Origin of the sequence: Gemmobacter aquaticus, assembly GCF_007859075.1 — a bacterium.
Lineage (GTDB): Bacteria > Pseudomonadota > Alphaproteobacteria > Rhodobacterales > Rhodobacteraceae > Gemmobacter > Gemmobacter aquaticus.
Genome location: NZ_VOAK01000011.1, coordinates 264,242 through 289,646, shown reverse-complemented (window position 1 = coordinate 289,646; position 25,405 = coordinate 264,242). Strand labels below are relative to the sequence as shown.

At 64.9% G+C, this 25,405-nt stretch carries 23 protein-coding genes; 9 read left to right on the top strand and 14 right to left on the bottom strand.

The window, feature by feature from the left end; all coding sequences use genetic code 11:
* Positions 1-37: 37 nt before the first annotated feature.
* The 3 genes from FQU74_RS03410 to FQU74_RS03400 all read right to left on the bottom strand — a co-directional run bounded on the left by FQU74_RS03410 (position 38) and on the right by FQU74_RS03400 (position 1,513).
* Complete coding sequence (locus FQU74_RS03410) at positions 38-679, bottom strand: GcrA family cell cycle regulator (protein WP_146285028.1); 642 nt, start codon at positions 677-679, stop codon at positions 38-40.
* Between the two features lie 111 nt (positions 680-790).
* The gene (locus FQU74_RS03405; RefSeq protein ID WP_146285027.1) at positions 791-1,054 is read right to left on the bottom strand and encodes a DUF167 domain-containing protein; all 264 of its coding nucleotides are present in this window, start codon (positions 1,052-1,054) and stop codon (positions 791-793) included.
* Between the two features lie 3 nt (positions 1,055-1,057).
* Positions 1,058-1,513 carry a lytic transglycosylase domain-containing protein gene (locus FQU74_RS03400; RefSeq protein WP_146285026.1) on the bottom strand — a complete coding sequence of 152 codons (456 nt, stop codon included), beginning with the start codon at positions 1,511-1,513 and terminating at the stop codon, positions 1,058-1,060.
* Between the two features lie 177 nt (positions 1,514-1,690).
* On the opposite strand from FQU74_RS03400, the gene FQU74_RS03395 reads away from it, so the two are divergent.
* Positions 1,691-2,269 carry a nitroreductase family protein gene (locus FQU74_RS03395; protein ID WP_146285025.1) on the top strand — a complete coding sequence of 193 codons (579 nt, stop codon included), beginning with the start codon at positions 1,691-1,693 and terminating at the stop codon, positions 2,267-2,269.
* A gap of 7 nt (positions 2,270-2,276) precedes the next feature.
* Positions 2,277-2,975, top strand: coding sequence for an EI24 domain-containing protein (locus FQU74_RS03390; RefSeq protein ID WP_146286190.1), 699 nt, complete (start codon positions 2,277-2,279; stop codon positions 2,973-2,975).
* Positions 2,976-2,992: 17 nt separating this feature from the next.
* On the opposite strand, the gene FQU74_RS03385 is transcribed toward FQU74_RS03390, so the two are convergent.
* From FQU74_RS03385 to FQU74_RS03340, 10 genes are all read right to left on the bottom strand, one after another.
* Positions 2,993-3,277, bottom strand: coding sequence for a DUF1467 family protein (locus tag FQU74_RS03385; protein WP_146285024.1), 285 nt, complete (start codon positions 3,275-3,277; stop codon positions 2,993-2,995).
* A 3-nt stretch (positions 3,278-3,280) separates the two neighbouring features.
* The gene (mce, locus tag FQU74_RS03380; RefSeq protein ID WP_146285023.1) at positions 3,281-3,685 is read right to left on the bottom strand and encodes a methylmalonyl-CoA epimerase; all 405 of its coding nucleotides are present in this window, start codon (positions 3,683-3,685) and stop codon (positions 3,281-3,283) included.
* Between the two features lie 131 nt (positions 3,686-3,816).
* A complete protein-coding gene (locus tag FQU74_RS03375) occupies positions 3,817-4,164 on the bottom strand; it encodes an MliC family protein (protein ID WP_146285022.1) in 348 nt (115 codons plus the stop codon).
* Positions 4,165-4,176: 12 nt separating this feature from the next.
* On the bottom strand, positions 4,177-4,896 hold the full coding sequence (locus tag FQU74_RS03370) for a GNAT family N-acetyltransferase (protein ID WP_146285021.1): 720 nt from the start codon (positions 4,894-4,896) through the stop codon (positions 4,177-4,179).
* The gene (locus tag FQU74_RS03365; RefSeq protein WP_146285020.1) at positions 4,893-6,158 is read right to left on the bottom strand and encodes a DUF1501 domain-containing protein; all 1,266 of its coding nucleotides are present in this window, start codon (positions 6,156-6,158) and stop codon (positions 4,893-4,895) included. Before FQU74_RS03365 ends, FQU74_RS03370 begins: the two co-directional genes overlap by 4 nt.
* Positions 6,159-6,174: 16 nt before the next feature.
* Complete coding sequence (locus FQU74_RS03360) at positions 6,175-7,563, bottom strand: DUF1800 domain-containing protein (protein WP_146285019.1); 1,389 nt, start codon at positions 7,561-7,563, stop codon at positions 6,175-6,177.
* Between the two features lie 102 nt (positions 7,564-7,665).
* A complete protein-coding gene (locus FQU74_RS03355) occupies positions 7,666-8,172 on the bottom strand; it encodes a DUF1993 family protein (protein WP_158635520.1) in 507 nt (168 codons plus the stop codon).
* A 74-nt stretch (positions 8,173-8,246) separates the two neighbouring features.
* The gene (aspS, locus tag FQU74_RS03350) at positions 8,247-10,031 is read right to left on the bottom strand and encodes an aspartate--tRNA ligase (RefSeq protein ID WP_146285017.1); all 1,785 of its coding nucleotides are present in this window, start codon (positions 10,029-10,031) and stop codon (positions 8,247-8,249) included.
* 166 nt (positions 10,032-10,197) lie between these two features.
* On the bottom strand, positions 10,198-10,812 hold the full coding sequence (locus FQU74_RS03345) for an aminotransferase class IV family protein (protein ID WP_188781568.1): 615 nt from the start codon (positions 10,810-10,812) through the stop codon (positions 10,198-10,200).
* A complete protein-coding gene (locus tag FQU74_RS03340) occupies positions 10,773-11,912 on the bottom strand; it encodes an aminodeoxychorismate synthase component I (protein ID WP_229704327.1) in 1,140 nt (379 codons plus the stop codon). Before FQU74_RS03340 ends, FQU74_RS03345 begins: the two co-directional genes overlap by 40 nt.
* A gap of 217 nt (positions 11,913-12,129) precedes the next feature.
* On the opposite strand from FQU74_RS03340, the gene carB reads away from it, so the two are divergent.
* Positions 12,130-15,456 (top strand): carbamoyl-phosphate synthase large subunit, encoded by a 3,327-nt coding sequence (carB, locus tag FQU74_RS03335; protein ID WP_146285014.1) that lies wholly within the window; start codon positions 12,130-12,132, stop codon positions 15,454-15,456.
* A 50-nt stretch (positions 15,457-15,506) separates the two neighbouring features.
* Here carB and FQU74_RS03330 read toward each other — a convergent pair whose 3' ends face one another.
* Complete coding sequence (locus tag FQU74_RS03330; protein WP_146285013.1) at positions 15,507-18,110, bottom strand: cation:proton antiporter; 2,604 nt, start codon at positions 18,108-18,110, stop codon at positions 15,507-15,509.
* Between the two features lie 144 nt (positions 18,111-18,254).
* Here FQU74_RS03330 and FQU74_RS03325 point away from each other — a divergent pair, with 144 nt between their 5' ends.
* The 6 genes from FQU74_RS03325 (at position 18,255) to FQU74_RS03300 (ending at position 25,398) form a co-directional block, all read left to right on the top strand.
* Positions 18,255-19,235 (top strand): sugar-binding transcriptional regulator, encoded by a 981-nt coding sequence (locus FQU74_RS03325; protein WP_146285012.1) that lies wholly within the window; start codon positions 18,255-18,257, stop codon positions 19,233-19,235.
* Positions 19,236-20,195 (top strand): deoxyribose-phosphate aldolase, encoded by a 960-nt coding sequence (gene deoC / locus FQU74_RS03320; RefSeq protein ID WP_146285011.1) that lies wholly within the window; start codon positions 19,236-19,238, stop codon positions 20,193-20,195.
* Between the two features lie 11 nt (positions 20,196-20,206).
* A complete protein-coding gene (locus FQU74_RS03315) occupies positions 20,207-22,585 on the top strand; it encodes an aldehyde dehydrogenase family protein (protein WP_146285010.1) in 2,379 nt (792 codons plus the stop codon).
* Between the two features lie 94 nt (positions 22,586-22,679).
* Positions 22,680-24,626, top strand: coding sequence for an AI-2E family transporter (locus FQU74_RS03310; protein ID WP_146285009.1), 1,947 nt, complete (start codon positions 22,680-22,682; stop codon positions 24,624-24,626).
* A 29-nt stretch (positions 24,627-24,655) separates the two neighbouring features.
* Positions 24,656-24,988, top strand: a complete 333-nt coding sequence (locus FQU74_RS03305; RefSeq protein WP_146285008.1) for an ElaB/YgaM/YqjD family protein — start codon at positions 24,656-24,658, stop codon at positions 24,986-24,988.
* Positions 24,988-25,398, top strand: coding sequence for a phage holin family protein (locus FQU74_RS03300; RefSeq protein WP_146285007.1), 411 nt, complete (start codon positions 24,988-24,990; stop codon positions 25,396-25,398). Before FQU74_RS03305 ends, FQU74_RS03300 begins: the two co-directional genes overlap by 1 nt.
* Positions 25,399-25,405: the final 7 nt, after the last annotated feature.

Here is a 25,405-nt window from a genome sequence, read left to right as displayed (position 1 = left end):
CCAAAGGGGCGGGCGTCGGGATGCGCAGGGTTGATGATCAGCGGCGCCGGTCGCGGCGTGCGCTCATCGGCTGGAAGGCCACGCCGACATGGGCATCGCAATAAGGCTTGCCCGGCTGCGAGGGCAGACCGCAGAACCAGAAATCCTCGGTCGCGGGGTCACCCACCGGCCATTTACAGGTCCGCTCGGTCAGTTCCATCAGCGTCAGCTTCCGGGCGCGCTTTTCCACCTCGCGGGCCGATGCCAACGTCTCGGGGCTGATCTCGTTGATCGAAGGCTGCGGCGGCAGGGGCTGACCTGCCGGAACGATCGCCTTGCGCAGCGGCAGCGGGGTCACGTTGTTCCCACCATTCGAAACCGGAGCCGCAGGCTGCGGGCGCTCGGCCGCGCGCGGCTCGGCCGGCGCACGCACCGGCTGGACAGGCGCCGCCGGAGCGGCGGGTGCCTCGGGAGCCGCAGCGCGCACGGGCTCTACCCGAGCGGCGGGCGCCTCGGCCACCGCCTCTTCCTCGGGTTTGTCGCCATTGCCGCCAACCCGGTTCGACAGGCCAAGCCGATGCACCTTGCCGATCACGGCATTGCGCGTGACGCCGCCAAGTTCCTTGGCGATCTGGCTGGCGCTTTGACCTTCGGCCCACATTTTCTTGAGCGTCTCGACGCGCTCATCGGTCCAGGACATGCTTCACTCCGGTTCACGAAACCCGATCATGGCACTGGCCTGCCGGGGAAGGCCGCATTTTACCCGCCCCCGCCGCAGATACAAGCGCCCGAGGGCAGAGTTCCGCCGCGATTAGTCGAGTCTGAACACCTTTTCGCGGGATGTGGCGCCGCGGACCAGCGTCAGGCGGGTTTTCGCCACCCCCAAAGCCTCGGCCAGCAACTCGGACACCGCCTTGTTGGCGCGTCCATCCTCGGGCACGGCTGTGACTTGCGCCCGCAACTGACCATCCTCTTCCGTCAACTGGTTGCGCGATGCGCGCGGAGTCACCCGCAAGGCAAACTCTGCCCCCGGGATCGCGCGCGCCGTCAGATCTGGGCCACGCGGGCGTGCCATCGCTTAGCTGCGCAGACCTGTTTCTTCCAGAAGACCCATGCGCTTTGCCTCGTAGTAGTACCCACGGGAATACCAGTGGATCGTCCGGTCATGATGGCCACGTGCCACCAGATAAGCGCCGCGCAGATATTTTACGCCATATTTCAGGTTGGTGTCAGCATCCAGCAACCCCGACGCAGACCCGCGGTAGCCCATGGTGGATGCCGTCTGTGGCAGGATCTGCATCAGCCCATAGTAGGGCCCGTTGCGTGCAGCCGGGTTATAGTTGCTCTCTCGTTTCACAACCCGATGGATCAACTCTTCCGGAACGTCATAGACATCCGCGTACTTGGCGATAAGCGCATTGATCTCGGCCGGACCGGTGGGCGTCGCGGCTTTGCGGCTCTTTTTTCCGCCGCAGGCAGCCAGCGGCACCGCAAAGAGCATGGCCAGCGTCGCGCGGCGAGAGATCGGGGTCATGTCGTGTCGCTCCGTCCAAGGGTGTTGACGTGATACCGGCTTGGGAACTGTCGGGGAAGCCCCTTGCAACCGCCGCAATCTTCTGGGCGCTGATTTTCGCCCCTTGCGAGGCGCGTTGCCCTTTCGGTTCCGCGCATGGACACCTATCTTGCGGGCTGCCTTACCCCGGAAAGAACCATGCCCACACCCAATCCCGCTGCCCTCGAGTTTCTGTCGACCCGCCGCTCGACGCCGCCCAAGCTCATGTCGTTACCGGTGCCATCGGCAGAAGAGCTTGCCCCCCTGTTGCAGGCAGCGGTGCGTGTGCCCGATCACGGCAAGCTGGAGCCCTGGCGGCTGATCGTGCTGTCCCGTCCGGCCATGGTCCGCATGGCCGATCTGGCCGAGGCGCGCGCGGTCGAGCGTGGCGGTGATGCCGAGATGATCGCCAAGGGGCGTGGGCAGTATGATCAGGGTCATCTTGCGGTGGTCGTGGTCGCCTCGCCCAAGGAGAACCCGAAGATCCCGGCGTCCGAACAGTTGCTATCCGCCGGTTGCGTCTGCCTGTCGCTGGTCAATGCGGCGATTGCGGCAGGCTGGGGCGCCTGCTGGCTGTCGGGCTGGCCCAACCATGACCGTACCTTTGTCGAGCGTGCCTATGGGCTTGCAGCACATGAAACTGTGGCAGGAATCATCCATATCGGAACACCGACAACCCCAGTGGCCGACCGCCCGCGCCCGGATCTGGGCGCACTGACCCAGTGGCTGGCCGAGTGACACGATGATCTTTCAGGATTTCATGAAAGCGCTCGGACAGCTCAGCGATCCGCGTTTCCTGCGCGTCGTGGGGCTGGGGCTTCTGTTGTCGCTGGCGCTGCTGGTCGGTCTTTATGCGGGGATCGTCGTCCTGATCCAGTGGTTTGCGCCGGAAAGCCTGACATTGCCATGGGTTGGCGATGTGGCGGGGATCGACACGATCCTCTCGGTCGGCTCGATCCCGATCGTTATCGGGCTCTCGGTCTTTCTGATGGTGCCTGTGGCGGTGCTGTTCTCGGGCTTCTTTCTGGACAGTGTCGCAGAGGCCGTCGAAGATGCCCATTACCCCCACCTGCCCCCGGCCCAGCCACCCGGCCTTGCAGATAACCTTGTAGATGCGCTGAACTTCCTTGGGTTGGTGATCGTTGCCAACCTCTTTGCGCTGATCCTCTATTTCTTTGCCGGGCCGTTCATTCCGCTGGTGTTCTGGGCGGTGAACGGGCTGCTTCTGGGGCGGGAATACTTCGGGCTGGTCGCCATGCGACGGCTGGGGCGTCAGGGTGCCAAGGCCCTGCGGGCGCGCCATGCGGCGCAGATCTGGCTTGCGGGCGCCCTGATGGCCGCGCCGCTTTCGGTCCCGATCCTGAACCTTGTCGTGCCGGTTCTGGGCGTGGCCACCTTTACCCACATGTTCCACCGCCTGTCAGGCAACCGCCAACCCGCCTGAGAGCCGCTCCCGGCGGATCAGGGATTGGCCCCCGGCGGTGCGCCGGGGGTCCACCGCTCCAGGTCCGCGATGGAGACGAGACCGCTGGTGATGAACCAGACGATCAGCCCCCACAGGACCACCGTGATCGCCGTCGTGATCAGGGCCTTTTTCTTCACCAGATAATCGGCCGGTGCCGATTGCGGCGTGCCGGGCACAACTTCGCCCGCCTCGGACTGCGAGGTGAAGCGGATGGGCAGCACGACGAAGAACACCATGAACCAGGTGATGGCAAAGACGATCAGCGCGGCGGTGATGGTCATGTGTCAGACTTGCTCCAGTTCGACCAGACAGCCGTTGAAATCCTTGGGGTGCAGAAACAGCACAGGCTTGCCATGGGCGCCGATCTTCGGCTCACCCGAACCCAGAACCCGCGCGCCAGACGCCTTCAGGCGGTCCCGCGCGGCAAGGATATCCTCGACCTCGTAGCAGATGTGATGAATACCTCCGGCGGGGTTCTTTTCCAGAAAGCCGGCGATGGGAGAATTCTCGCCCAACGGATAAAGCAGTTCGATCTTGGTATTCGGCAGATCGATGAAAACGACTGTCACACCGTGATCGGGCTCATCCTGCGGCGCGCGCACCTCGGCGCCCAATGTGTCACGGTATTGCGCCACCGCCGCCGCCAGATCCGGCACCGCGATGGCGACATGGTTCAAACGTCCGATCATCCTGCTCTCCATTCCAGAACCAAGGTGCCCGCACCACAGGGGGCCAATCCCGCAGCCGCACCAAGGCGCTTATGCGGTGGAGCTGTCGGTCGCGCAAGCCTCGCGGTGCGGTACCGCGACCGTTTGTCCGATCAGGACGCGACGGCGCAAGAAGCGTAGACCATCATCTCGGCATCGCCGGTCCCATGCATCAGCATCGCCGTGTCGCCCTTGGTCCACCAGACGAAGGGTTGCGCCGGATCGACGCTGACGTAGCGCGCGCCCGATGCGCTGGTGTCGATCGCAAATCCGATCTGCCGCCCCTCGAATGTCACGACAGCAAAGCTCTGGTCGCCCACGTTGATATAGGTCGCGCTGACCTGCGCGCCGCGCTCGCATGCGTAGGTCTGCGTCGTCACCTCGGCCACGGGTGATTGGGCCAGGGCGGCAATGGGGATCACAGTCACGGCAGCGGCGGTCAGCATCGGGCGCAGGATCATCACAGGCTCCAGCTACAACAAAGAGATATCGGTGCCCTCGCGGGCGGCGGCGACCAGATCTGACAGACGTTGGATCTGGCGGCCGTCATCGGTAAAATTGCGGGCGTCGAGCCAGGCGACAAAGGCAGGGCGCAGCACTTGCCATTCACTGTCGATGACCGAAAACCAGGCGGTATCGCGGTTGCGACCTTTTACGATCATGTGCTGGCGGAAGATCCCCTCGAAAGTATAGCCCAGCCGTGCAGCGGCATTGCGCGAGGGGGCATTCAGCGCATCACATTTCCATTCATGCCGCCGGTAGCCCGCCGAGAAGGACCAATCAAGCATCAGGAACATCGCCTCGGTCGCCGCGCGACTGCGTTGCAATTCAGGCGACAGGCAAATATGGCCGGTCTCCAGCACACCATTGGCCTGATCGATCCTGAGGAATGAGGCGACCCCGCAGGCATGCCCTGTGACCCGGTCCCTCAGGGCGAAAAACACCGGGTCCAGGCTAGTCTCGCGCTCCTTCACCCAACGGTGATAGGCTGCGGCACCAGCAAAGGGGCCATAGCCGAGGTAGTCCCAAAGCGCGTCATCCACCGAAAAGGCGCGGTGCAGGTCTGCGGCATGCAGATCAGCCGACAGCGGTTCAAGCGCCACATATGCCCCGCTCTGGTGCAGCCCTGCCGGATGCGGCGGGGGCACAAAGCCCTGCACCTCGGGCCCAAGCTGGCGCGGGGTGGCGCTCATCGCAAGAGTCCCGGATTGTCACCCATCTGAAGCCCCGGAAAGACCGCCTGTTCAAGCACCGACCGATCAAGCCCGTAAAGACCGCGCATCGTCCATGCCGCCCATGACCGAACATCGGTTGTCGGCATCAGGTCGCGACGGTCATAAAGCGCGGCCTCATCGAGGCCCGGCCAGCGGCCATGGACTTTTCCGCCCCGGATCGCCCCTCCGGCCATCAGCATGGCACCACCCGTGCCATGATCGGTGCCCTTGTTGCCATTTTCGCGCGCGGTGCGGCCAAATTCGGTCATGGCAAGCACGGTGGTGTTGGACCAGACATCGCCCAGATCCTGCCGAAGTCGCAGGATCAGTTGCTCCAATGCCTGCAGGCTGCCGCCGATGACCTGCGCCTGATTGCGATGCGAATCCCAGCCCGACAACGAGAAGGCGGCGATGCGGGTGTTTCCTCGCAAACGCCCGGCGGCGAAGGCGGCCAGATCCTCACTCTCGCTTTCCCGCTTGGTCCGGGCGGGCGCATCGGACATCTGCCCTTCGGCCTGCATGCCTGCATCCTGCTCTTGCATGGCGATGTCCGCTTCGACCTGACGATGGATCTCGGCCTCGAACGCCTGGCTTTGCGCCAGATCCATCGCTTGCATCGCGGCCGCATGGAACAGCGGGTCCTGGGCATAGACCTCTTCCAACAGGCGGCGACCCTGCGCCGAAATCGCAAGCTTCTGATCGGGAATCCAGCTGCGCACCCCTGCCGCGCCATGCAGCAGCGGCAGTGCATCGCGCCCGACCGCATAGGCGGTTTCCGACGACAGGCCGGGCACCGTCTGCAACATGCGGTTCAGCCAGCCGTCACGCACCTCGGGTTGCAGCACATCAAGGCCGGTCCCGGCCTCAAGAATATCCTGCCCGTCGAAATGGCTACGCTTGTCGCGATAAGGGGTCGATGTCGCATGAACAAAGGCCAGCTCCCCCGCCTGCCACAGCGGCATCAGCCCGCCGAGCCTCGGATGAAGGGTGAAGAACCCATCCAGTGGCAGGCCCGGCTCACCCAGCAGATTGGGCCGATAGCTGCGGTAGAGCGCGTCCCCCTCGGGGCGGACGACATCAAGCCCGTCCATCGCCCCACGCAGGATCACCACAACCAGACGCTGATCCCCAAGTACCTCGGCCCCTTGAGCCAGCGTTACGGTTGTCAGCCATGGGCTGGCTGCGGCAGAGCAGCCGATCAGCGCGGCGGTGCCCCGGTGCAGGAAGACTCTGCGGTTCATGTCAGCCATGGGCTTCCTATCTCCGGTTGAATTCAGGCGAGGCGATCACGATCCCCACCCCGTCGCGCGCGGTTTCTGCCCGCGTGACAGCCTGCTGCAAAACGGGACTTGCGACGGGCCCCAAAGAGCGGACCAGCACCCGTCGCGGATCAGGCAGACGCTGCTTCCCCCCCCGTGCGGCCCATAGCGCTGTCGGTGCCTGCATGGCCCAACTGATCCGCGCGGCCACGCGCTGCGCGGTCATCCAGGTTTCGGCATCTTCGGGCCAGCCATCGGGGCCGTTCGCGTCTTCCCAGCCCTGCCCCATTGCGATCAATGGGACGCGGACATGGCGGCGCAGAAGGCGAGGCTCCAGCGCCATAACATCCGACCCGCGCATGCCGATGGCGCGCATCCCTGCAGCGATGATTTCCATCGGGGGGCGAACCTTGCCAAAGGTCGTCGACAGGGCCGCAGGATCACCAAGCATCTCGGCGTAGACCGGCAAAAGGGCCGTATCATTGGCAAGATAGGCAGCGGCCATCCGGTCAATCACAGCCTCATCCGGTGTATCCGACAGGAAGTGGATCGCAAGTTTGCGCGACAGGTGCCGCGCAGTATCGGGATGCCGCGCCAGATCATTCAGCACCGCATGGATCGGATCGATCCCCTCACCGTCATAGCTGCGGCCCAGCACCTGTTCTGCACCTGGCTCGGCCCGGCGCTGCAGAAATCCTGTGCGTCCCCGACCGGTAAGCACGAGCCCCGTGAGCAACTCGGCCAGCTGCCGAACATCGCCCTGCGTGTACCCGCCCGAGACGCCGAGCGTATGAAGTTCCATCAACTCTCGCGCGAGATTTTCGTTCAATCCAATTGACTTGGTCTGCGCCACGTCAGAGTCAGGGCCCACCGAAAACACCTGATCGAGATAGAGCAGCATCGAAGGATGCAGGATTGCCGCGCGCAACAAATCGGCGAAGCGGCCCGCCACATGCGGACGGATCGCATGGTCGGTGCGGCTGGCCGAAATCAGCGTCTCTTCCACTCGGCGCGGCGTGGTGGTGAAGTGGTCCTGCCAGAACCATACCAACCGCTCGCGAAACCCGTCGGGGCTGTCAATCGCCCGCGCCAGCGTGCGCCGCAGGTAAGCGTCGGCATCGGCGTTGAAACGGGCATTCCATTCGTCCTTGGCATGTCGCGCCTCGGGCGTGTTGTTAAGCCTGTAGTTGCGGCGCGCCATTCTGTAGGATTCCGTGACCTGCAGAACGCCGCCCAAGCGAGGACCCGGCCAAAGTGCGGCACCCGCGTCCTCGCCGGACAGAGCGTCGAGCATGCCGGCAACACCGCCGGACTGCGCAGTGGCATCAGGCAGGCCAAAACCGAAACGGGTTGCGAGTATGGCTGTCGGGTCTGGCATATCGTCCATCAGTCAGTGCTTACAGGTCAAGATAGCCATCCGCGCGTTACGATACAGCCCCGCGCGCGATGACATACGGAAAATTGTGGCGGCATTCCGCTGCCTGCGTGGTCAGAAACGAAAGCCGTGCGGATAATCATGCAGCCCGTCGAATTCTGCCTTGCCGATTTCCAGCCCCTCGGCGCGCAGCACCGCAAAGGTCATAGATACATGGAACATGAAGTTCGGCATGCCAAACAGATGCAGATAGTCGTCTCCTGACTGGTCAAGTTCGGCAAAGCCCGCGCGGTGACGGATGCGCCGCGACGCCGCGCCGGCGAACTCTGATCGGTCAAGTGCTGCAAGCGAAGTGCGCGCCGCCGCAATCCGCCGGCCCAGCCCGATCCGGTCCAGCCCAAGATCGGCCGAGGGCGGCACCTCGCGCCCGGCCAGCGGATAGGCCACGCGCAGCGCAAAGCCCACCGCCGTCGCCACCTGCTGCGCGGCAGTGAACATGTCGGGTGCAAGGCGCGCGGCAAGCACCTGTTCGCGCCCGGCGGTGCGTTCGACCAGGTTCGCCAGCTGGCCCAGATAGTGCGAGAATACCGGGACCGAGGCGGAATAAAGATCAGCAGACATCATGACACTCCAAGAAAAAACCCGCCCCACCTGATGGCGGAGCGGGCCCTTGTCCGGCGATGCGAAGGGGCGCCTTACGCCTCTTTCGGCACCACGCGCAGGCGCAGCTCGCGCAGCTGTTCGTTGGTCGGCTCCGAGGGTGCGTTCATCAGCAGATCCTCGGCGCGCTGGTTCATCGGGAACATGATGACCTCGCGGATGTTCATCTCATCGGCCAGCAGCATCACGGCGCGGTCGATGCCCATGGCGCAGCCACCATGCGGCGGGGCGCCGTATTTGAACGCCTTGACCATGCCGCCGAAGCGCTTGTCCACCTCGCTGTTGGGATAGCCCGCCAGCTCGAACGCCTTGTACATGATTTCCGGCTTGTGGTTGCGGATCCCGCCCGAGATCAGCTCATAGCCGTTGCAGGCAAGGTCATACTGATAGGCGTGCACCGACAGCGGATCGCCCATCAGCGCCTCCATCCCGCCCTGCGGCATCGAGAAGGGGTTGTGGCTGAAGTCGATCTTGCCGTCGTCGGTCTTCTCATACATCGGGAAGTCGACGATCCATGCAAAGCGGAAGGTATCCGTCTCGGCCAAGCCCAGCTCGCGCCCGATTTCGTTGCGCGCGCGGCCGGCAAACCCCTCGAACTGCTCGGGCTTGCCACCAAGGAAGAAGGCCGCATCGCCAAGACCAAGGCCAAGCTGCTGACGGATCGCCTCGGTCCGCTCCGGTCCGATGTTCTTGGCCAGAGGTCCAGCGGCTTCCATGCCGCCCCCGGCTTCGGCCTCACGCCAGAAGATATAGCCCATGCCGGGCAGACCCTCTTTCTGGGCATAGGCGTTCATGCGGTCGCAGAACTTGCGGCTGCCACCGGTCGGCGCGGGAATGGCGCGGATCTCGGTGCCTTCGTTCTCCAAGAGCTTTGCGAACACTGCAAAGCCCGACCCCCGGAAGTGCTCTGACACCACCTGCATCTTGATCGGGTTGCGCAGGTCAGGCTTGTCCGATCCATACCACAGCATCGAATCCCGATAGGCAATGCGCGGCCATTCGGCGGGCACCTTGCAATCGGGGCGGAATTCCTCGAACAGGCCCTGGATCACCGGCTGGACGGCGCCGAACACGTCCTCCTGCTCGACAAACGACATCTCGATATCAAGCTGGTAGAAGTCGGTGGGAGAGCGGTCGGCGCGCGGGTCTTCGTCACGGAAGCAGGGCGCGATCTGGAAGTAGCGGTCGAAACCCGCAACCATGATCAGCTGCTTGAACTGCTGGGGCGCCTGCGGCAGCGCATAGAACTTGCCCGGATGCAGGCGCGACGGCACGAGGAAGTCGCGCGCGCCTTCGGGGCTTGATGCGGTGATGATCGGCGTCTGGAACTCGTTGAAGCCCTGATCCCACATCCGGTTGCGGATCGAGCGCACGACGTTCGAGCGCAGCATCATGTTGTTGTGCAGCTTTTCACGACGCAGGTCGAGGAAGCGATAGGTCAGGCGCGTCTCCTCGGGGTACTCCTGATCGCCGAACACCGGCAGCGGCAGGTCGCCATCGACGGCACCCAGAACGCGCACGCCCTTGATATAGACCTCAATCTCGCCCGTCGCGAGCTTGGGGTTCACAAGGCTTGCATCACGGGCCTTCACGACCCCGTCGATCGACACCACCCATTCGGCGCGCAGCTTCTCGATCTCGGCAAAGGCCGGGCTGTCGCTGTCGGCCAGTACCTGCGTCACGCCATAGTGGTCGCGCAGATCGATGAACAGCACGCCCCCGTGATCTCGTACGCGATGCACCCAACCTGCCAGCCGGACATCCTGGCCGACGTGGTCCTTGTTGAGTTGCGCACAAGTATGGCTGCGATAGGCGTGCATCACGCTCCCCTTTTCCGAGGCTTTCATCCTGATGCGCCGATACACACCGGGCAACGGGCCAAGTCAACCCCGCGCCCAGTATTCCGGTCGGCCGAAATTCCTCTTGGCCGAAATACCCTCGGGGGGAGAGGGGCCACAGGCCCCGCAGGGGGGCGGAAGCCCCCTTCTACGTCAGTCGTGCAGGGATCAGCCCGCGCAGTGCGTTACCAACCCAAAGCTGCACCAGCCCCAGATCCTTGGCCAGAAGCACCTCTTCCGGGCAGGACAGTTCGGCCCGCAACACGCCTGGCAACAGGCCGCAACCCAGTGGCGGGGTTCGCAGCCCCTGCCCCCGGTCGAAGAAGAGATTGGTGATCGTGCCCTCACAAACCTCATCCCGTTCGTTCAGGAACAGAGCCTCGTCCACCGCGTCGGGAAGCGTCGCGCGCACCCCGTCATAGAGCGCGCGTCGCGTGGTCTTGTGGCGCAGCCATGGGTCGGCACTGTCCAGCCGCGCATCTGCCAGCCTGACGCGCCACACGGCGGCGGCGGGGGGCAGCGGCGCCTCAGTCACCTCGATCTGCCCAGCCCCATCAAGCGTCAGGCGCACACGGGCGGGTCCCGCAGGCTTTGGCAACACAGCCTGCGCGGCCTCAGGGTCGCAGCGAAACCCCAGCTCTTCCGCAGATCGCGTCAGCCGCGCCAGATGTCCGCCCAACCGGGGATAGCTCATGCCATCCCAGAGCAAGGTCTCGATCAGCTTCAGATCCGGCTCAGGGCTGTGGCGTAGCGGGCTTTCCAATGTGCTTCCTCCCATTCGCCTTCAGCGGTCGAATCGTAAACAACGCCGCCGCCGACATTCAGCACGACCCGGCCCTCAAAGACCGATATGGTGCGGATCGCGACATTGAAGGCCGCCGCCCCATCGGGTGCCATCCATCCGATCGCCCCGCAATAGGCGCCGCGCGGGTGTGGTTCGACCTCGCGGATGATCTCCATCGCGCGGATCTTGGGCGCCCCGGTGATTGATCCGCAGGGAAAGAGCGCAGGCATCAATCGCGAAAGCGCAGGCGGATCGGTCAGTTGCCCGACGACACGCGACGACATCTGATGCACCGTGGCAAAGGTATCGACCGCGAACAGTTCCGGCACCCGCACCGAGCCCACCTCGGCCAGTCGCGAGATGTCGTTCCGCAGCAGATCGACGATCATCAGGTTCTCGGCGCGCGCCTTCTCGCTGTGGTAAAGCTCGGCAGCAAGTGCCGCATCTTCCTCGGGATCGGCGCCGCGCGGGGCGGTGCCCTTCATCGGTCGCGCCTCGATCCGCCCGCCCTGGGTGACCGAGAAGAAGAGCTCCGGCGAGCGCGAGACGAGCGCGGGCCCTGCGCCCAGATCGACCAGCGCGCCAAAGCCCACCGACTGACGCGCCCGAAGTGCCGCCAGAAGGCCCGCAGGCGTGCCGGTGAAACTTGCCTGCATCGGGAAGGTCAGGTTGATCTGATAGCAGTCGCCGGCACGGATATAGGCCGCCACCTTGTCAAAGGCCGCTCCATAGTCCTGCTGCGTCACCAGCGGCACGAAGGGGCCAAGCTGAACCTCATCCACCGGCTTTTGCAGGTCAGCCTGCGCAGGCTCGGGACGGTCGTAGACGCCGAAGGACAGCAACGGGTGGACGCGCCCTTCGGGCAAAAGCGACAACAAGCGGGGCTCAAGCGCATAGCCCGCCTCATAGGACAGATAGCCCGCAACCCAACGCCCAGTCGCCCGCGCCTCGTCCAGCCGCGCCAGCGCCGGGGCTACCTCCTCTGGCGTCCATGCCACGACGACCGCGTGGGGTTCGCGGAAGGCCACCGGGCGGGCACCGGGTCCATGTTCCAGAAGGATCACGCGCGCAATCTCCATCCTTTGGCAGCGATCTAGCATCCGCAGCCGCGCCCGACCAGCCCGGCAGCGACCGCCCCTGTCCGCCGGGCGGCATCCGATTGGCCAGACCGCACGCATTCGCCCTTGCGCCGCGCCCCCGGCTGACTATAACCCCCGACAATTTGCGCTTCGCCAGAGAATCCAGATTGCCGCCCTTCAGCCGAAGCGCGGGGAAAAGACACACACGGGGTCCGACATGCCGAAAAGAACCGATATCTCCTCCATCATGATCATCGGTGCAGGCCCCATTGTCATTGGGCAGGCCTGCGAGTTCGACTATTCCGGCGCACAGGCCTGCAAGGCACTGCGCGAGGAAGGGTATCGGGTGATCCTCGTCAACTCGAACCCCGCAACCATCATGACCGACCCGGGGCTGGCGGACGCAACCTATATCGAGCCGATCACGCCCGAGGTTGTCGCCAAGATCATCGAGAAGGAACGCCCTGACGCCATCCTGCCGACGATGGGCGGGCAGACCGGTCTCAACACGACGCTCGCACTTGATGATATGGGCGTGTTGGAAAAGTACAACGTCAAGCTGATCGGCGCCAATCGCGCGGCCATCGAAATGGCAGAAGATCGCAAGCTCTTCCGCGAAGCGATGGACCGTCTGGGCCTTGAAAACCCGAAAGCAACCATCATCGCCGCCCCGAAGGTGAACGGCAAGTTCGACATCGCTGCCGGCATCTCCGAGGCGATGAAGGCGCTGGAATATGTGGGCCTGCCCGCGATCATTCGCCCGGCCTTTACGCTCGGCGGCACCGGGGGCGGCGTGGCCTACAACCGCGACGACTATGAGGCCATCGTGAAGTCGGGGCTTGAAGCTTCGCCCGTCGCGCAGGTTCTGGTCGATGAATCGCTTCTCGGCTGGAAAGAGTATGAGATGGAGGTGGTGCGCGACCGCAAGGACAACGCCATCATCGTCTGCTCGATCGAGAACATCGATCCGATGGGCGTCCACACGGGCGATTCCATCACCGTGGCCCCGGCGCTGACGCTGACCGACAAGGAATACCAGATCATGCGCAACGGCTCGATCGCCGTGCTGCGCGAAATCGGGGTCGAAACCGGTGGGTCGAACGTTCAATGGGCGATCAACCCCAAGGACGGCCGGATGGTCGTGATCGAGATGAACCCGCGTGTGTCGCGGTCTTCGGCGCTGGCGTCGAAAGCGACCGGCTTCCCGATTGCCAAGATCGCGGCAAAGCTCGCCGTGGGCTATACGCTCGATGAATTGGACAACGACATCACCAAGGTCACGCCCGCGTCGTTTGAACCCTCGATCGACTATGTCGTGACCAAGATCCCGCGCTTTGCGTTCGAGAAGTTCCCCGGCAGCGAGCCGCACCTGACCACCGCGATGAAATCGGTGGGCGAGGTCATGGCCATCGGCCGCACCATCCATGAATCGCTGCAAAAAGCGCTGGCGAGCCTTGAGACCGGTCTTTCCGGCTTTGACGAAATCGCCATTCCGGGTGCCCCCGACAAGGCGTCGCTCTTCAAGGCGCTTGGCCAGCAGACGCCTGACCGGCTGCGCGTGATCGCCCAGGCGATGCGCCATGGGCTGAGCAATGACGAGATCCAGCAGGCGACCAGCTTTGACCCGTGGTTCCTGTCGCGCATCCGCGAGATCATCGAGACCGAGGCCAAGATCCGCGCCGAGGGCCTGCCTGTCACCGAGGATGGCCTGCGCGCGCTGAAGATGATGGGCTTCACGGACGCGCGTCTTGCCAAGCTGACCGGCCGGGATGAGGCGCAGGTTCGCCGCGCCCGCCGCAATCTGGGTGTGAAAGCCGTCTTCAAGCGTATCGACACCTGCGCCGCCGAGTTCGAGGCACAGACGCCCTACATGTATTCCACCTACGAGGCGCCTGCGATGGGCGACGTGGAATGCGAAAGCCGGCCGTCCAATGCGAAAAAGGTGGTGATCCTTGGCGGTGGTCCGAACCGGATCGGCCAAGGGATCGAGTTTGACTACTGCTGCTGCCACGCCTGCTTTGCGCTGACCGCGCAAGGCTATGAGACCATCATGGTCAACTGCAACCCGGAAACGGTTTCGACCGACTATGACACGTCGGACCGTCTGTATTTCGAGCCGCTGACGCTTGAGCATGTGCTGGAGATCCTGCGGGTCGAGCAAGAGAATGGCACCCTGCATGGCGTGATCGTCCAGTTCGGCGGCCAGACGCCACTCAAGCTTGCGAACGCGCTGCACGAGGAAGGCATCCCGATCCTTGGCACCACGCCCGATGCGATCGATCTGGCCGAAGACCGCGAGCGGTTCCAGAAGCTGCTGAAAGAGCTTGGCCTGAAGCAGCCCGTCAACGGCACCGCACGCTCGCGAGATGAGGCTTTCGCCGTCGCCAAGAACGTGGGCTATCCGCTGGTGATCCGCCCCTCCTTCGTTCTGGGCGGTCGTGCGATGGAAATCGTGCGTTCGGATGAACATCTTGACCGCTACATCGCGACCGCCGTGCAGGTCTCGGGCGATAACCCGGTGCTGCTGGACAGCTACCTTTCGGGCGCAATCGAGGTCGATGTCGACGCGCTCTGCGATGGTCATGCCGTGCATGTCGCGGGGATCATGGAGCATATCGAAGAGGCGGGCGTCCATTCGGGCGACTCGGCCTGCTGTCTGCCGCCACACTCGCTCTCGACCGAGATCGTCGAGGAGTTGAAGCGCCAGACCGTGCTGATGGCCCGCGCTCTGAACGTTGTAGGCCTGATGAACGTGCAATTCGCCATCAAGGACGGGGTGATCTATGTCCTTGAGGTGAACCCCCGCGCCTCGCGCACCGTGCCGTTCGTTGCCAAGGCGACCGACAGCGCGATTGCCTCGATCGCGGCCCGCCTGATGGCCGGCGAGAAGCTGTCGAACTTCCCCGAGCGCGCACCCTATGACGCGGGCGTGGGGCCTGACAGCGTGTTGCCGCTGGCCGATCCGATGACTCTGGCAAACCCGATCACGCCCTGGTTCAGCGTGAAAGAGGCGGTGCTGCCCTTTGCCCGCTTCCCCGGCGTTGACCCGCTGCTCGGGCCCGAGATGCGCTCGACAGGCGAAGTCATGGGCTGGGACCGCAGCTTTGCGCTGGCCTTCCTCAAGGCGCAGATGGGCGCGGGCATGATCCTGCCGGATTCCGGCCGTGTGTTCCTGTCGGTCAAGGACATGGACAAGTCCGAGGCCATGGCCGAGGCCGCACGCGGCCTGATCGCGCTTGGCTTCGAGATCGTGGCGACGCGGGGCACCGCAAGCTGGCTTGGCTCGGAAGGGATCAAGGCAACCCTCGTGAACAAGGTCTATGAGGGGCGCCCGAACATCGTCGACAGCCTGAAGAACAACGAGATCGCGCTGGTCATGAACACGACAGAAGGCACGCAGGCCCTTGCCGACAGCCGTGACATCCGGCGCGTCGCGCTGATGGACAAGATCCCCTACTTCACCACTGCCGCGGCCAGCATTGCCGCCGTCGCGGCCATGAAGGCCCGAAGCGAAGGCTACGGCGTGCGCACCCTGCAGGGCTGAGCGCGGGCACCATCCACAATCTGAAATGCCGGGCCAATGCCCGGCATTTTCTATTGAGTCACAGGTTTTGCTGCACCTGGCGGGTCTTCCGGCGGGCTCAGATCCAGCGGTTCTTGCTGGGTCAGGTCAAGCACCGGCGCCTCGGCGTCGGGGCTCTCCACGACCGTTCTGGCAATCGGGTCCAGCAAGCCGCGTCGCTTGGTGCTTTCTGCCACGGCCTGCCGCAGCGTATCATTCCGCGCCAACAGATCCAGAAACCGCGTCTCATCCAGCCGAAGCAAGGTGCAATGGGTCAGCGCGGTGACCTGCGCACGGCGCGGGCGGCGCGTCAGGATGCCCAGTTGCCCGAACAACTCTCCACGGCCAAGGCGCTGGCGTTGTCCTGCGAATTCAACCTCAACCGCGCCCGAGGCGATGAAAAACACATGCCGCGCCGGATCGCCAAGGCGGATCAGCACCTCGCCCGGCGGGACATAGACGGTCGAGATCCGCCGCTGCACCATCCGCAACTGCGCGGCATCAAGTCCAGCCAGCGCCGGCAACTGGCGCAGCATCTCAGACTTCTGCACGGTCAGATCCAAGGGCGGCCGCTGCACCACACGCTTGCGCGCATCTGTCAGCGATTGGCGCAGCGCCGCGTGCAGTTCTTTCCCGATCAGCCCATCCTTCAGAAGCGTGTCATATTCCCGCTCTTCCAGCCGCAAGGACAGGCGACGAATGAACCGCCGCTCCAACTCTTCGGCATAGCCCGGATACTGCAAGCGCAGGGCCTCGAGCGCCTTTTCATTGTCCCCCTGCCGAACCTTCAGAACCTCGTGCAGCAGTTCGGCCACGCGGCGACCGTGGATCCGGCGGATCTTGCCGTCGATGAAGCCATGCAACTCGTCAAGCACACGGCGCTGGTTGAGCAGGATCTCGAACCGGCTGGCCGTCATCGGCGCGAGCGGCCACGAGAGTCGCAGCCGGTTGTGCAACCATACCGCAAAGCGCAGCCGCCTCCCGGCCCCAAGCGCCCGCCGTCCGGCCGCCATATAGCCCGCCCGGCCGCCGATCCTTGTCGCTTCGATCAGGTTGTCGACGTTGGTCAGCATCTGCTCGGCCTCGGCCGGGGCAAGTTCCTGTTCGTGGAAGGCGTCGAGGATCAGGTCGCGCTCAAATCCCGACATGGCGATCAGGCCAAGGGGAATGCGATCCTTCTGCCGGATGCCGCTGTCAACTTCGGCCTGCGTCACTGCCTGATCCAGCCGCCCCGCAAAGGACTTCGCCTCAGACCGCACAATCTCGCGCGTCAGCGCATGGTCGCGTACCCGTTCGGCCACCTCTTCGCGCACGTTTTGCAGAGCCACAGCCACGACCTGACGCGACAGCGCCAGATCCAAGGGCGACAGCCGCGTCAGGCCCAGACGACGGATGACCCTGCGCAGCGTGGTGCCCTGAACGAACAGTGTGAACAGCGTGAACCCCGTGGCCAGAATACCCACCTCGCGCCGGATGTCAGCGGGCACGCGCCAGTTTTCGGTTACCGCCAGCGCCAGCGCCAGCGTGACGGCGCCGCGCAAGCCCCCCCAGAGGATCGTGATGCGATACGGACGCTCAACCTTTGGGGACAGCTTGAAATGCGACAGAAGCGGCAAGACGCCCCACAGCATCACCATGCGTGCGGCGGTGGCCGCGACCACAACCACAAGGATCAGCAGGAAATCGGTCCATCGCGCATCCGCCAGCAGCCGCGGAATGAGCAGCGAGGCCATAACGAAGATCAGCGCGCCCGCCCAATGGGCGAGCAGATCCCAGACCTCTCGCAGGTTGGTCCAGACGGCCGGCGCCAATCGCCCCGGCCCCACCCAGTTCAGAGTAATGCCCGCCACGACCACCGCGACAACGCCCGAGGCATGAAACACGTGGTCGGCCAGAACGTAGGTCGCATAGGGAACCGCGATCGAGAACGACAGCTGCGCCATCGGCCAGGCGTCCATCAACCGCATGCAGGTCAGCGCGGCGCGCGCCATGATCCAGCCGATCGCGATCCCCATCAGGATGATCGTCGGCAACCCCACCAGCGCATCGCGCAGCGTGGGGTTCGGGACGCCTGCCATGACGAAGGACAGGAAGAAGCCGAAAAGCGCGATGGCGGCCGCGTCATTCAGCAGGCTCTCCCCCTCGACGATCCGCGCGAGCCGTTGCGGCGCCGACAGGCTGCGAAAGATCGAGACCACCGCCGATGGATCCGTGGTTGAGACGATGGCGCCCAAGAGCAGGCAGGCAATCGCCGGCATCGGGCTGAAGGGCACAAGGGCAATGCCCACAAAGGCCGTGGCCACGATCACCGCCAGAACGGCCATGACAAGGATCGGCACCCAGTCGTCCAGCATCCGCCGCAAATCAAGCCCGAGTGCCACCTGAAACACCAGTGTCGGCAGGAAGATGTACAGGAACACGCTGGATTTGATCGGCAGCGCCAGCAGGGCCTGAACTTCGGTCGACAGCTGGTCGCCATAGGTGGTGGACAGACCGACCGAGGCTGCACCCAATGTGGCGCCAAGAACGGCGAGGACCACCGAGTACGGAAGGCGCAGACGGTCTGCCACAGGCTCGGCCAGGGCGATCACGATGAACAGGATGGCAAGTGCCGAGACAAGCAGAACGATTTCCATGCCGTCAGGATAAGCCCGCCGTGCGGCAGGGGAAAGCCGGGATAACCGGATTGTGCACCCATCGGCAGAAAGCCATCACCTTGGCTGTCGGCCGCAGAAAACGACTCAATTGCAGCATATGCAGGTTAATGCTACATATGCTGCATGAACGACCGCAGCGCCTATGCCTCACGCCTGCCGGCGGATGACAGCCGCGATCACCTGATGGTTCAGGTGGCGAAGCTTTACTATGACATCGGGCGCACCCAGGCCGAGATCGCGACCGACCTTGGGCTGACGCGCTGGCAGGTGGGCCGCCTGCTGACAGAGGCGCGCGCCGAAGGCGTGGTGCGGATCGAGATCGCGCCCAGGTCCAATCGCGCCGCCGGGCTGGAAAGCGCCTTGCAAACCCGCTGGGGTCTGCGTGAGGCGATTGTGGTGCCGATGGGCGGCGTGACGGACCCCGACCTTTTGAACGATGGCATCGCCCGCGCGGCGGCATCCTGGCTGACGGCGCTTGCCGCGAAACCCTCGATGATAGGTGTCAGCTGGGGGCGCAGCATGGCCGCGCTGGTCCGTGCCCTGCCGCATGGCTGGGCACCGGGGCTTGAGGTGGTGCAGATCAATGGTGCCGCCGCGTTGCAACTTGCCGACACACGCTCGGCCGCAGTGGCAGAGGCGATGGCCCAGACCGCGCCGGGCAGCGCCGCGCTGTTGCCCGTGCCTGCGATCCTCGGCCAAGCCTCGACACGTGCCGCACTAGAGGCCGACCCGGTCATCGCCCGCGCCCTCGCCCGCGCCAAGGCTGCACCACTTCTGGCCTTTTCAATGGGCGGGGTGACCGACCGCTCGATCCTCTGCGCGCAGGGCTACCTGACGCCCGCCGAGCTTGCCTCGCTGCGCGCCAAAGGGGCGGTAGGGGATATCCTTGGCCGCTTCGTAACGGCAGACGGCCGCATTGCCGACCCAGACCTTGATGCGCGTACGCTTGGCCTGCCGTTGGAGCACCTTGCCGGTTCGCCCGTCACGCTGGCCCTTGTCGCAGGTCCGGAAAAGCACGCCGTCGCCCGCGCCGCCCTGACCGCCCGCCTGATCTCTGTCCTTGTGACCGACGATACAACCGCCCGCAGCCTGCTGGAGCCATGAATGATCGAAAATGATAGTTTCCCACGGGTTCAGGGCACAAGTTTTACCCCTGAATGGTTCGAAAAGGTCAGCATCAACACCCCCGCGGCGGAACGGCGGGCGGCGACGCTGACCACCCGCCGCACCGTCAAGAAGGATTGGCAGGCGGCGTGGCTGGCCCGCGCGATCACCTGCATCGACCTGACCACGCTGGCGGGGGATGACACGGCGGGCCGGGTTCAACGGCTCTGTGCCAAGGCGCGCGCGCCCCTGCGCCCCGACCTTGCCGCAGCGCTCGGGCTTGAGGGGATCACCGTCGGGGCGGTCTGCGTCTATCCGACCATGGTGCCCCACGCCGTCAAGGCGCTTGAAGGCTCGGGTATTCCTGTCGCCTCGGTCGCGACCGGCTTTCCGGCCGGCCTGACGCCCCTGCCGCTGCGCCTGGCCGAGATCCGCTATGCTGTCGATCAGGGGGCCGCCGAGATTGACATCGTCATCACCCGCGAACATGCGCTGACCGGCAACTGGGCCGCGCTTTATGACGAGATCGCCCAGATGCGCGAGGCCTGCGGGCCTGCCCATATGAAAGCGATCCTCGCGACGGGCGATCTGAAGACGCTGACCAATGTCTATTGCGCCTCGATGGTCGCGATGCAGGCAGGCGCCGATTTCATCAAGACCTCGACCGGTAAGGAAGAGGTCAACGCCACCCTTCCCGTCTCGCTGACCATGGTGCGGGCGCTGCGCGATTTTCGCGATCTGACCGGGCAATGGGTTGGCTTCAAACCCGCAGGCGGGCTGAAAACGGCCAAGGATGCGATGAACTGGCTGATCCTGATGAAGGAAGAGGCGGGAACGCGCTGGATGATGCCTGACCTCTTCCGCATCGGGGCCTCATCCATGCTGGGCGATATCGAGCGGCAGCTGGAGCACCACGTCACGGGCCGCTACTCGGCCGCCAACCGCCACGCGCTGGCCTGAGGAGAACCGGCATGTCCCGCATCAAGGATCTGATGAAAACCATGGAATACGGCCCTGCCCCCGAAGCCAGCACCGAGGCCCGCGCCTGGATCGCCGCGCAAGGCGCTATCGGCCATTACATCAACGGCGCCTTTGTTGCGCCAGCAGGTCACACTGTTGAGGTGCTGAACCCGGCGACCGACGAGGTGCTCACCCGCGTTGCCATCGGCTCCGCGGCCGAGGTGGATGCCGCAGCCCGCGCCGCCCGCGCGGCCTTTCCCAAATGGGCGGCATTGCCGGGGCACGCGCGCGCCAAGTACCTTTACGCCATTGCCCGCCACATCCAGAAGCGCGAGCGTTTCCTGTCGGTGCTGGAAACCCTCGACAATGGCAAGACGATCCGCGAGACGCGCGATATCGACGTGCCACTGGTCGCGCGGCACTTCTACCACCATGCCGGCTGGGCCGAACTGGTCGAGACCGAGTTTCCGGGCCATGCGCCGCTCGGTGTTTGCGGGCAGATCATCCCGTGGAACTTCCCGCTGTTGATGCTGGCGTGGAAGGTGGCCCCGGCACTTGCCGCAGGCAATACGGTGGTGCTCAAGCCTGCCGACCTGACGCCGTTGACTGCCCATGCCTTTGCCGGGATCTGCGCCGAGGTGGGCCTGCCGCCGGGCGTGGTGAACATCGTGCAGGGGGACGGTGCGACCGGCGCCGCCGTGGCGGGCCACCCCGAGGTCAACAAGGTGGCCTTCACCGGATCGACCGAGGTCGGTCGCGTCATCCGTCGCCAGATCGCGGGATCGGGCAAGAAGCTCAGCCTTGAGCTGGGCGGCAAGTCCCCCTTCATCGTGCTTGAGGACGCCGATCTCGATGCCGCGGTCGAAGGCGTGGTCGATGCGATCTGGTTCAATCAGGGCGAGGTTTGCTGCGCAGGCTCGCGCCTTCTGGTCCAGGAGGGCGTGGCCGATCGCTTCTTTGCCAAGCTGACCGCACGGATGGCCACCTTGCGGGTGGGTGATCCCCTCGACAAAACCATGGACATGGGCGCGGTCGTCTCACGCAAGCAACTGGCGCGGATCGATGCGCTGCTTGCGCAGGGTGTGGCCGAAGGGGCGGTTCTGCACCGCGCGCCGGTTGCCCTGCCCGCGAAAGGCGCCTTCAGTGCGCCGGGCTTCTTCATCGGCACAGCCCCCGCCCACACCGTCAGCCAGACAGAAATCTTCGGGCCGGTCGCCACGACGCTGACCTTCCGCACCCCCGATGAGGCAATCACGCTGGCCAACGACTCGCGCTATGGCCTTGCCGCCTCGGTCTGGTCGGAAAACCTCAATCGGGCGATCGAGGTCGCCTCGCAGGTCAAGGCGGGGGTCGTCTGGATCAACGCAACCAATATCTTCGACGCAGGCGCCCCGTTTGGCGGCTATCGCGAAAGCGGCTTCGGGCGTGAAGGCGGGCGCGCAGGTATGGCGGAATACCTTGCGTCTGCTGTCGCCAAGCCGGGCAAGCCGCGCCCTGCCCCCACTGCGGCGACCGAGGTCGCACCACAGCCCGGCCGCGCGGATCGCCCCGGCATCGACCTGACCGCCAAGCTCTATATCGGGGGCAAGCAGGCCCGCGCCGACGGCGGGCAAAGCTACACCGTGCATGGCAAGGGCGGCATCGCGATCGGTCAGGCGGCACTTGCCAACCGCAAGGATGTGCGCAACGCGGTCGAGGCTGCCGGCAAGGCATCTGGCTGGGGTGGGGTGACCGCGCATAACCGCGCGCAGGTTCTCTATTTTCTGGCCGAGAACCTGTCACAGCGGGCAGATGAGTTCGCCGCAGCCCTGTTTGCCACCGGCGCCAGCCCGAAACCCGCGCTTGAGGTAGACGCCACGATCCGTCGCGCCTTCTGGTACGCAGCACAGGCCGACAAGTTCGACGGCCGCGTGACCGCGACCAAGACCAGACATGTGACGATGACGGTGAACGAACCCTTCGGCACCATGGGCCTGATCGCCCCGGACGAGGCCCCGCTTCTGTCGCTGATGTCACTGATCCTGCCCACCATCGCCATGGGCAACCGGGTCGTCGCCGTGGCGAGCCAGAGCCATCCGCTGATCGCGGCGCGGCTCTATCAGGTGTTTGAGACCTCGGACATTCCGGCAGGCGTCGTGAACCTTTTGACTGGCGAACGGGACGCGCTTGGCAAGACCTTGGCCGAACATGACGATGTGGCGGCACTTTGGTATTGCGGCAGCGCCGAGGGGGCTGCCATGATGGAGACCGCCTCGGCCGGGAACCTCAAGCCTGTCTGGGCAGATTCTGGGCACATTCGTGACTGGCTGGACCCCATGCAAGGGCAAGGAGTCGAATATCTGCGCCGCGCCACACAGGTGAAGACGATCTGGCTGCCCTACGGGGCCTGACACGACAGCGCCTGAGGCCGGAACCCCGGCCCCGGCGTACCAAGACTTCGGGGGCGTTGAACCGGCTTGCCCCGGCCCAGTTCAGGTTGAAGGCATGCCCGTATCCCCGAACCAGCGCCTTGCGACCACCGCCCTGCCCGTTCTGGCATCCGACCTCGCCGGGCCGCAGTCTCGACGCATCACGCTGCCGCGTCTTGCCGCCATAGCGGGCGTCGCTGGCGTGCTCTATCTGGGGCAAGAGGTCTTCCTGCCGCTTGCGATCGCCATGCTGCTGACATTCGCGCTGTCGCCACTGGTCACGCGGTTCCGGCGGCATGGCGTGCCGATGACGGCTTCGGTGCTGATCACTGCCTTTCTGGCCTTCAGCGCAATTGCGGCCTTTTCGCTGATCGTTGCGGGACAATTGTCTTCTCTGGCAACAGAACTGCCGAAATTTCAGGAAAACATCCTCACAAAGCTGGATGACCTGCGCGAACAGGGCGGGGACAGCGGCCTAGTCGCGCGTCTTGTCGACATGGCAGGCGCCATCAGCGCCGAGATTGGACAGGTATTCCCGTCAGAGGATGCGGCGCAACCGTCCGGAGCCCCGATGAAGGTCGAGGTGGTGGAGCGGATGAGCCCGCTCGACGCGCTGGTCGGTCTGGTCATGCCCTTGGTCAGCCCCATCGCAACCACGGGCCTTGTGGTCGTGGTGGTCATCTTCATGCTGCTGGAGCGCGAGGAACTGCGGGACCGCTTCATCCGGCTGACCGGGGCAAGCGACCTGCACCGCACCACGCAGGTCCTTGAGGACGCGGGCGCGCGGGTCGGGAATTATCTGCTGATCCAGCTTCTGGTGAACGTGATCTACGCCATTCCCATCGGCATCGGCCTGTGGTTGATCGGAGTGCCCAACGCGCCCCTGTGGGGAATGCTGACACTGGTTCTGCGCTTTGTGCCCTATATCGGGTCACTTCTGTCGGCGGTCTTCCCGATGTTTCTGGCCTTTGCCGTCAGTCCGGAATGGTCGGCGCTTCTGTGGACAGCGGCCCTTTTCGTGGCGGTTGAACTGATCACCTCCAACGTGGTGGAGCCTTGGCTCTATGGCTCTCGCACCGGGGTATCGCCGCTGGCGATCATCGTGGCAGCCATCTTCTGGACATGGATCTGGGGGCCGCTCGGGCTGGTGCTCTCGACCCCGCTGACCGTCTGCCTTGTGGTGCTGGGCCGCCACATTCCGCAGTTTGAGCTGTTCGACATCCTCTTCGGGGATGAGCCGGTGCTGGCTCCCCATGCCCGACTTTACCAACGCTGGCTGGCAGGCGACACGATCGAAAGCACCTTCCGCGCCGAAGAGGCGCTGGAAGAGGCCTGGCTTGCCGACTACTATCGCGACACCGGCCTGCCCGCCCTGCTGCTTGCGCAGTCCGACTGGTCGCGCGGTGTCCTGACGACCGCACAAGAAGAGCGCCTGGCCACGACAGCCCTCGCAATGGTGGCCGACCTGCAGGCGGTGGTCGAGGATGAGTTGGAGGACGACGAAAACGTCGATGAGGCCGCGGGTCAAGGGCGGCGCGTGCTCTGTATCGGTGGCCGGTCCGGGCTTGATGATGTGGCCGCCGCCATGCTTGGGCAGGCGCTGTCCGCCGATGGCGCCGATGTGGCGAGCCATCCGCATACCGACCTTGCGCCTTCGCGGATCGCAGCACTTGACCTCGCAAACCGCACCTGCGCGGTGATCAGCTTTCTTGACCCCTCACCTTCGCGCACCTCGCTTCTGCATGTGCGCCGGCTGAAACGCGCCATGCCGCATCTTAGGGTGGGGGTCGTGATCTGGCAGGCGCCCGAAGCGCTGGCCGAAGACGACGGCAGCAAGACCTTGCCCGTCGTTGATCCTGCAAAAGTTCAGGAGGCCGAGGCAATGGGTGCCGATTTCGTCGTGACCGACCTTGACGCGGCGCTGACCGAGGCGCTTTCGGATGCAGAGCCCCGCGCCCTGCCCCAGCAAACGCTCGCGCGCCCGGCACGCAGTCGCCGCGCCGCATCCCGCAAACCCGCCTGAACCTGCCTAGGAAGAAAGGAGCCTGCCCGATGGCCCGCCAACCCCGAACCACCGAAGAGACGCCCGAGGCCGCCGCCCCGGATCTGGCCGCACAGATCGCCGAACTGCGCCGAGAGTTGTCCGGCATTGTTGAGGCGCTGGCCCATGAGGCTGGCAACCGCAGCGCCGCCTTTGCCGAAAAGGTGGGTGCCGAGGCAGAGCATCTGAAAACCGAAGCCGAAGCGGCGGCCGCGGCTGCCCGCGCACGCCTCGATGCGCAGGCAGAAGAGGCGCGCGCCTGCGTCCGTGCCAATCCGCTGACCGCCATCGGCATCGCGGCGGTGGCCGGCCTGATCTTCGGCCTGATCTTCGGGCGCCGCTGATGCTGCGGCTGATCTTGGGTGTGATGGCCGGCGAGGCGGCGCGCAGTGCCTCAAACGCAGCACGTCGTGCGGTGCTTTTGGCAGTTGGTGCAGTGTTTGCGCTGGTGGCGGCAGGGTTTCTGACGGCTGCCGCGTTCATCGCACTGGCCGATCACTGGTCGCCCCTGACGGCGGCACTGATCCTTGCCGGGGTGTTCCTCGGGGTCGCGCTGATCCTGATACTGGTTGCCCGCGCCCCCACCCGCCGAAGCGCCGAGCTTGCCCGGCTTGAGGCCGAGGCCAACCGTGCACGCGCCGAGGCGATGGCCGCGCTTTCGGCCGTGCCGGGTGTTGTGGGGCGCAATCCGGTGGGCGCGCTGGCGGCGGCCTTTGCGGGCGGCCTGATCCTCGCGCTGCGGCTGCGCCGTTAGGCTGGCA

What these genes read in the sequence shown, in the direction of transcription:
- FQU74_RS03410 (WP_146285028.1), bottom strand. Translation starts at nt 679, where the DNA reads ATGTCCTGGACCGATGAGCGCGTCGAGACGCTCAAGAAAATGTGGGCC.
- FQU74_RS03405 (WP_146285027.1), bottom strand. Translation starts at nt 1,054, where the DNA reads ATGGCACGCCCGCGTGGCCCAGATCTGACGGCGCGCGCGATCCCGGGG.
- FQU74_RS03400 (WP_146285026.1), bottom strand. Translation starts at nt 1,513, where the DNA reads ATGACCCCGATCTCTCGCCGCGCGACGCTGGCCATGCTCTTTGCGGTG.
- FQU74_RS03395 (WP_146285025.1), top strand. Translation starts at nt 1,691, where the DNA reads ATGCCCACACCCAATCCCGCTGCCCTCGAGTTTCTGTCGACCCGCCGC.
- FQU74_RS03385 (WP_146285024.1), bottom strand. Translation starts at nt 3,277, where the DNA reads ATGACCATCACCGCCGCGCTGATCGTCTTTGCCATCACCTGGTTCATG.
- mce (WP_146285023.1), bottom strand. Translation starts at nt 3,685, where the DNA reads ATGATCGGACGTTTGAACCATGTCGCCATCGCGGTGCCGGATCTGGCG.
- FQU74_RS03375 (WP_146285022.1), bottom strand. Translation starts at nt 4,164, where the DNA reads ATGATCCTGCGCCCGATGCTGACCGCCGCTGCCGTGACTGTGATCCCC.
- FQU74_RS03370 (WP_146285021.1), bottom strand. Translation starts at nt 4,896, where the DNA reads ATGAGCGCCACCCCGCGCCAGCTTGGGCCCGAGGTGCAGGGCTTTGTG.
- FQU74_RS03365 (WP_146285020.1), bottom strand. Translation starts at nt 6,158, where the DNA reads ATGAACCGCAGAGTCTTCCTGCACCGGGGCACCGCCGCGCTGATCGGC.
- FQU74_RS03360 (WP_146285019.1), bottom strand. Translation starts at nt 7,563, where the DNA reads ATGGACGATATGCCAGACCCGACAGCCATACTCGCAACCCGTTTCGGT.
- FQU74_RS03355 (WP_158635520.1), bottom strand. Translation starts at nt 8,172, where the DNA reads ATGTCTGCTGATCTTTATTCCGCCTCGGTCCCGGTATTCTCGCACTAT.
- aspS (WP_146285017.1), bottom strand. Translation starts at nt 10,031, where the DNA reads ATGCACGCCTATCGCAGCCATACTTGTGCGCAACTCAACAAGGACCAC.
- FQU74_RS03340 (WP_229704327.1), bottom strand. Translation starts at nt 11,912, where the DNA reads ATGGAGATTGCGCGCGTGATCCTTCTGGAACATGGACCCGGTGCCCGC.
- carB (WP_146285014.1), top strand. Translation starts at nt 12,130, where the DNA reads ATGCCGAAAAGAACCGATATCTCCTCCATCATGATCATCGGTGCAGGC.
- FQU74_RS03330 (WP_146285013.1), bottom strand. Translation starts at nt 18,110, where the DNA reads ATGGAAATCGTTCTGCTTGTCTCGGCACTTGCCATCCTGTTCATCGTG.
- FQU74_RS03325 (WP_146285012.1), top strand. Translation starts at nt 18,255, where the DNA reads ATGAACGACCGCAGCGCCTATGCCTCACGCCTGCCGGCGGATGACAGC.
- deoC (WP_146285011.1), top strand. Translation starts at nt 19,236, where the DNA reads ATGATCGAAAATGATAGTTTCCCACGGGTTCAGGGCACAAGTTTTACC.
- FQU74_RS03315 (WP_146285010.1), top strand. Translation starts at nt 20,207, where the DNA reads ATGTCCCGCATCAAGGATCTGATGAAAACCATGGAATACGGCCCTGCC.
- FQU74_RS03310 (WP_146285009.1), top strand. Translation starts at nt 22,680, where the DNA reads ATGCCCGTATCCCCGAACCAGCGCCTTGCGACCACCGCCCTGCCCGTT.
- FQU74_RS03305 (WP_146285008.1), top strand. Translation starts at nt 24,656, where the DNA reads ATGGCCCGCCAACCCCGAACCACCGAAGAGACGCCCGAGGCCGCCGCC.
- FQU74_RS03300 (WP_146285007.1), top strand. Translation starts at nt 24,988, where the DNA reads ATGCTGCGGCTGATCTTGGGTGTGATGGCCGGCGAGGCGGCGCGCAGT.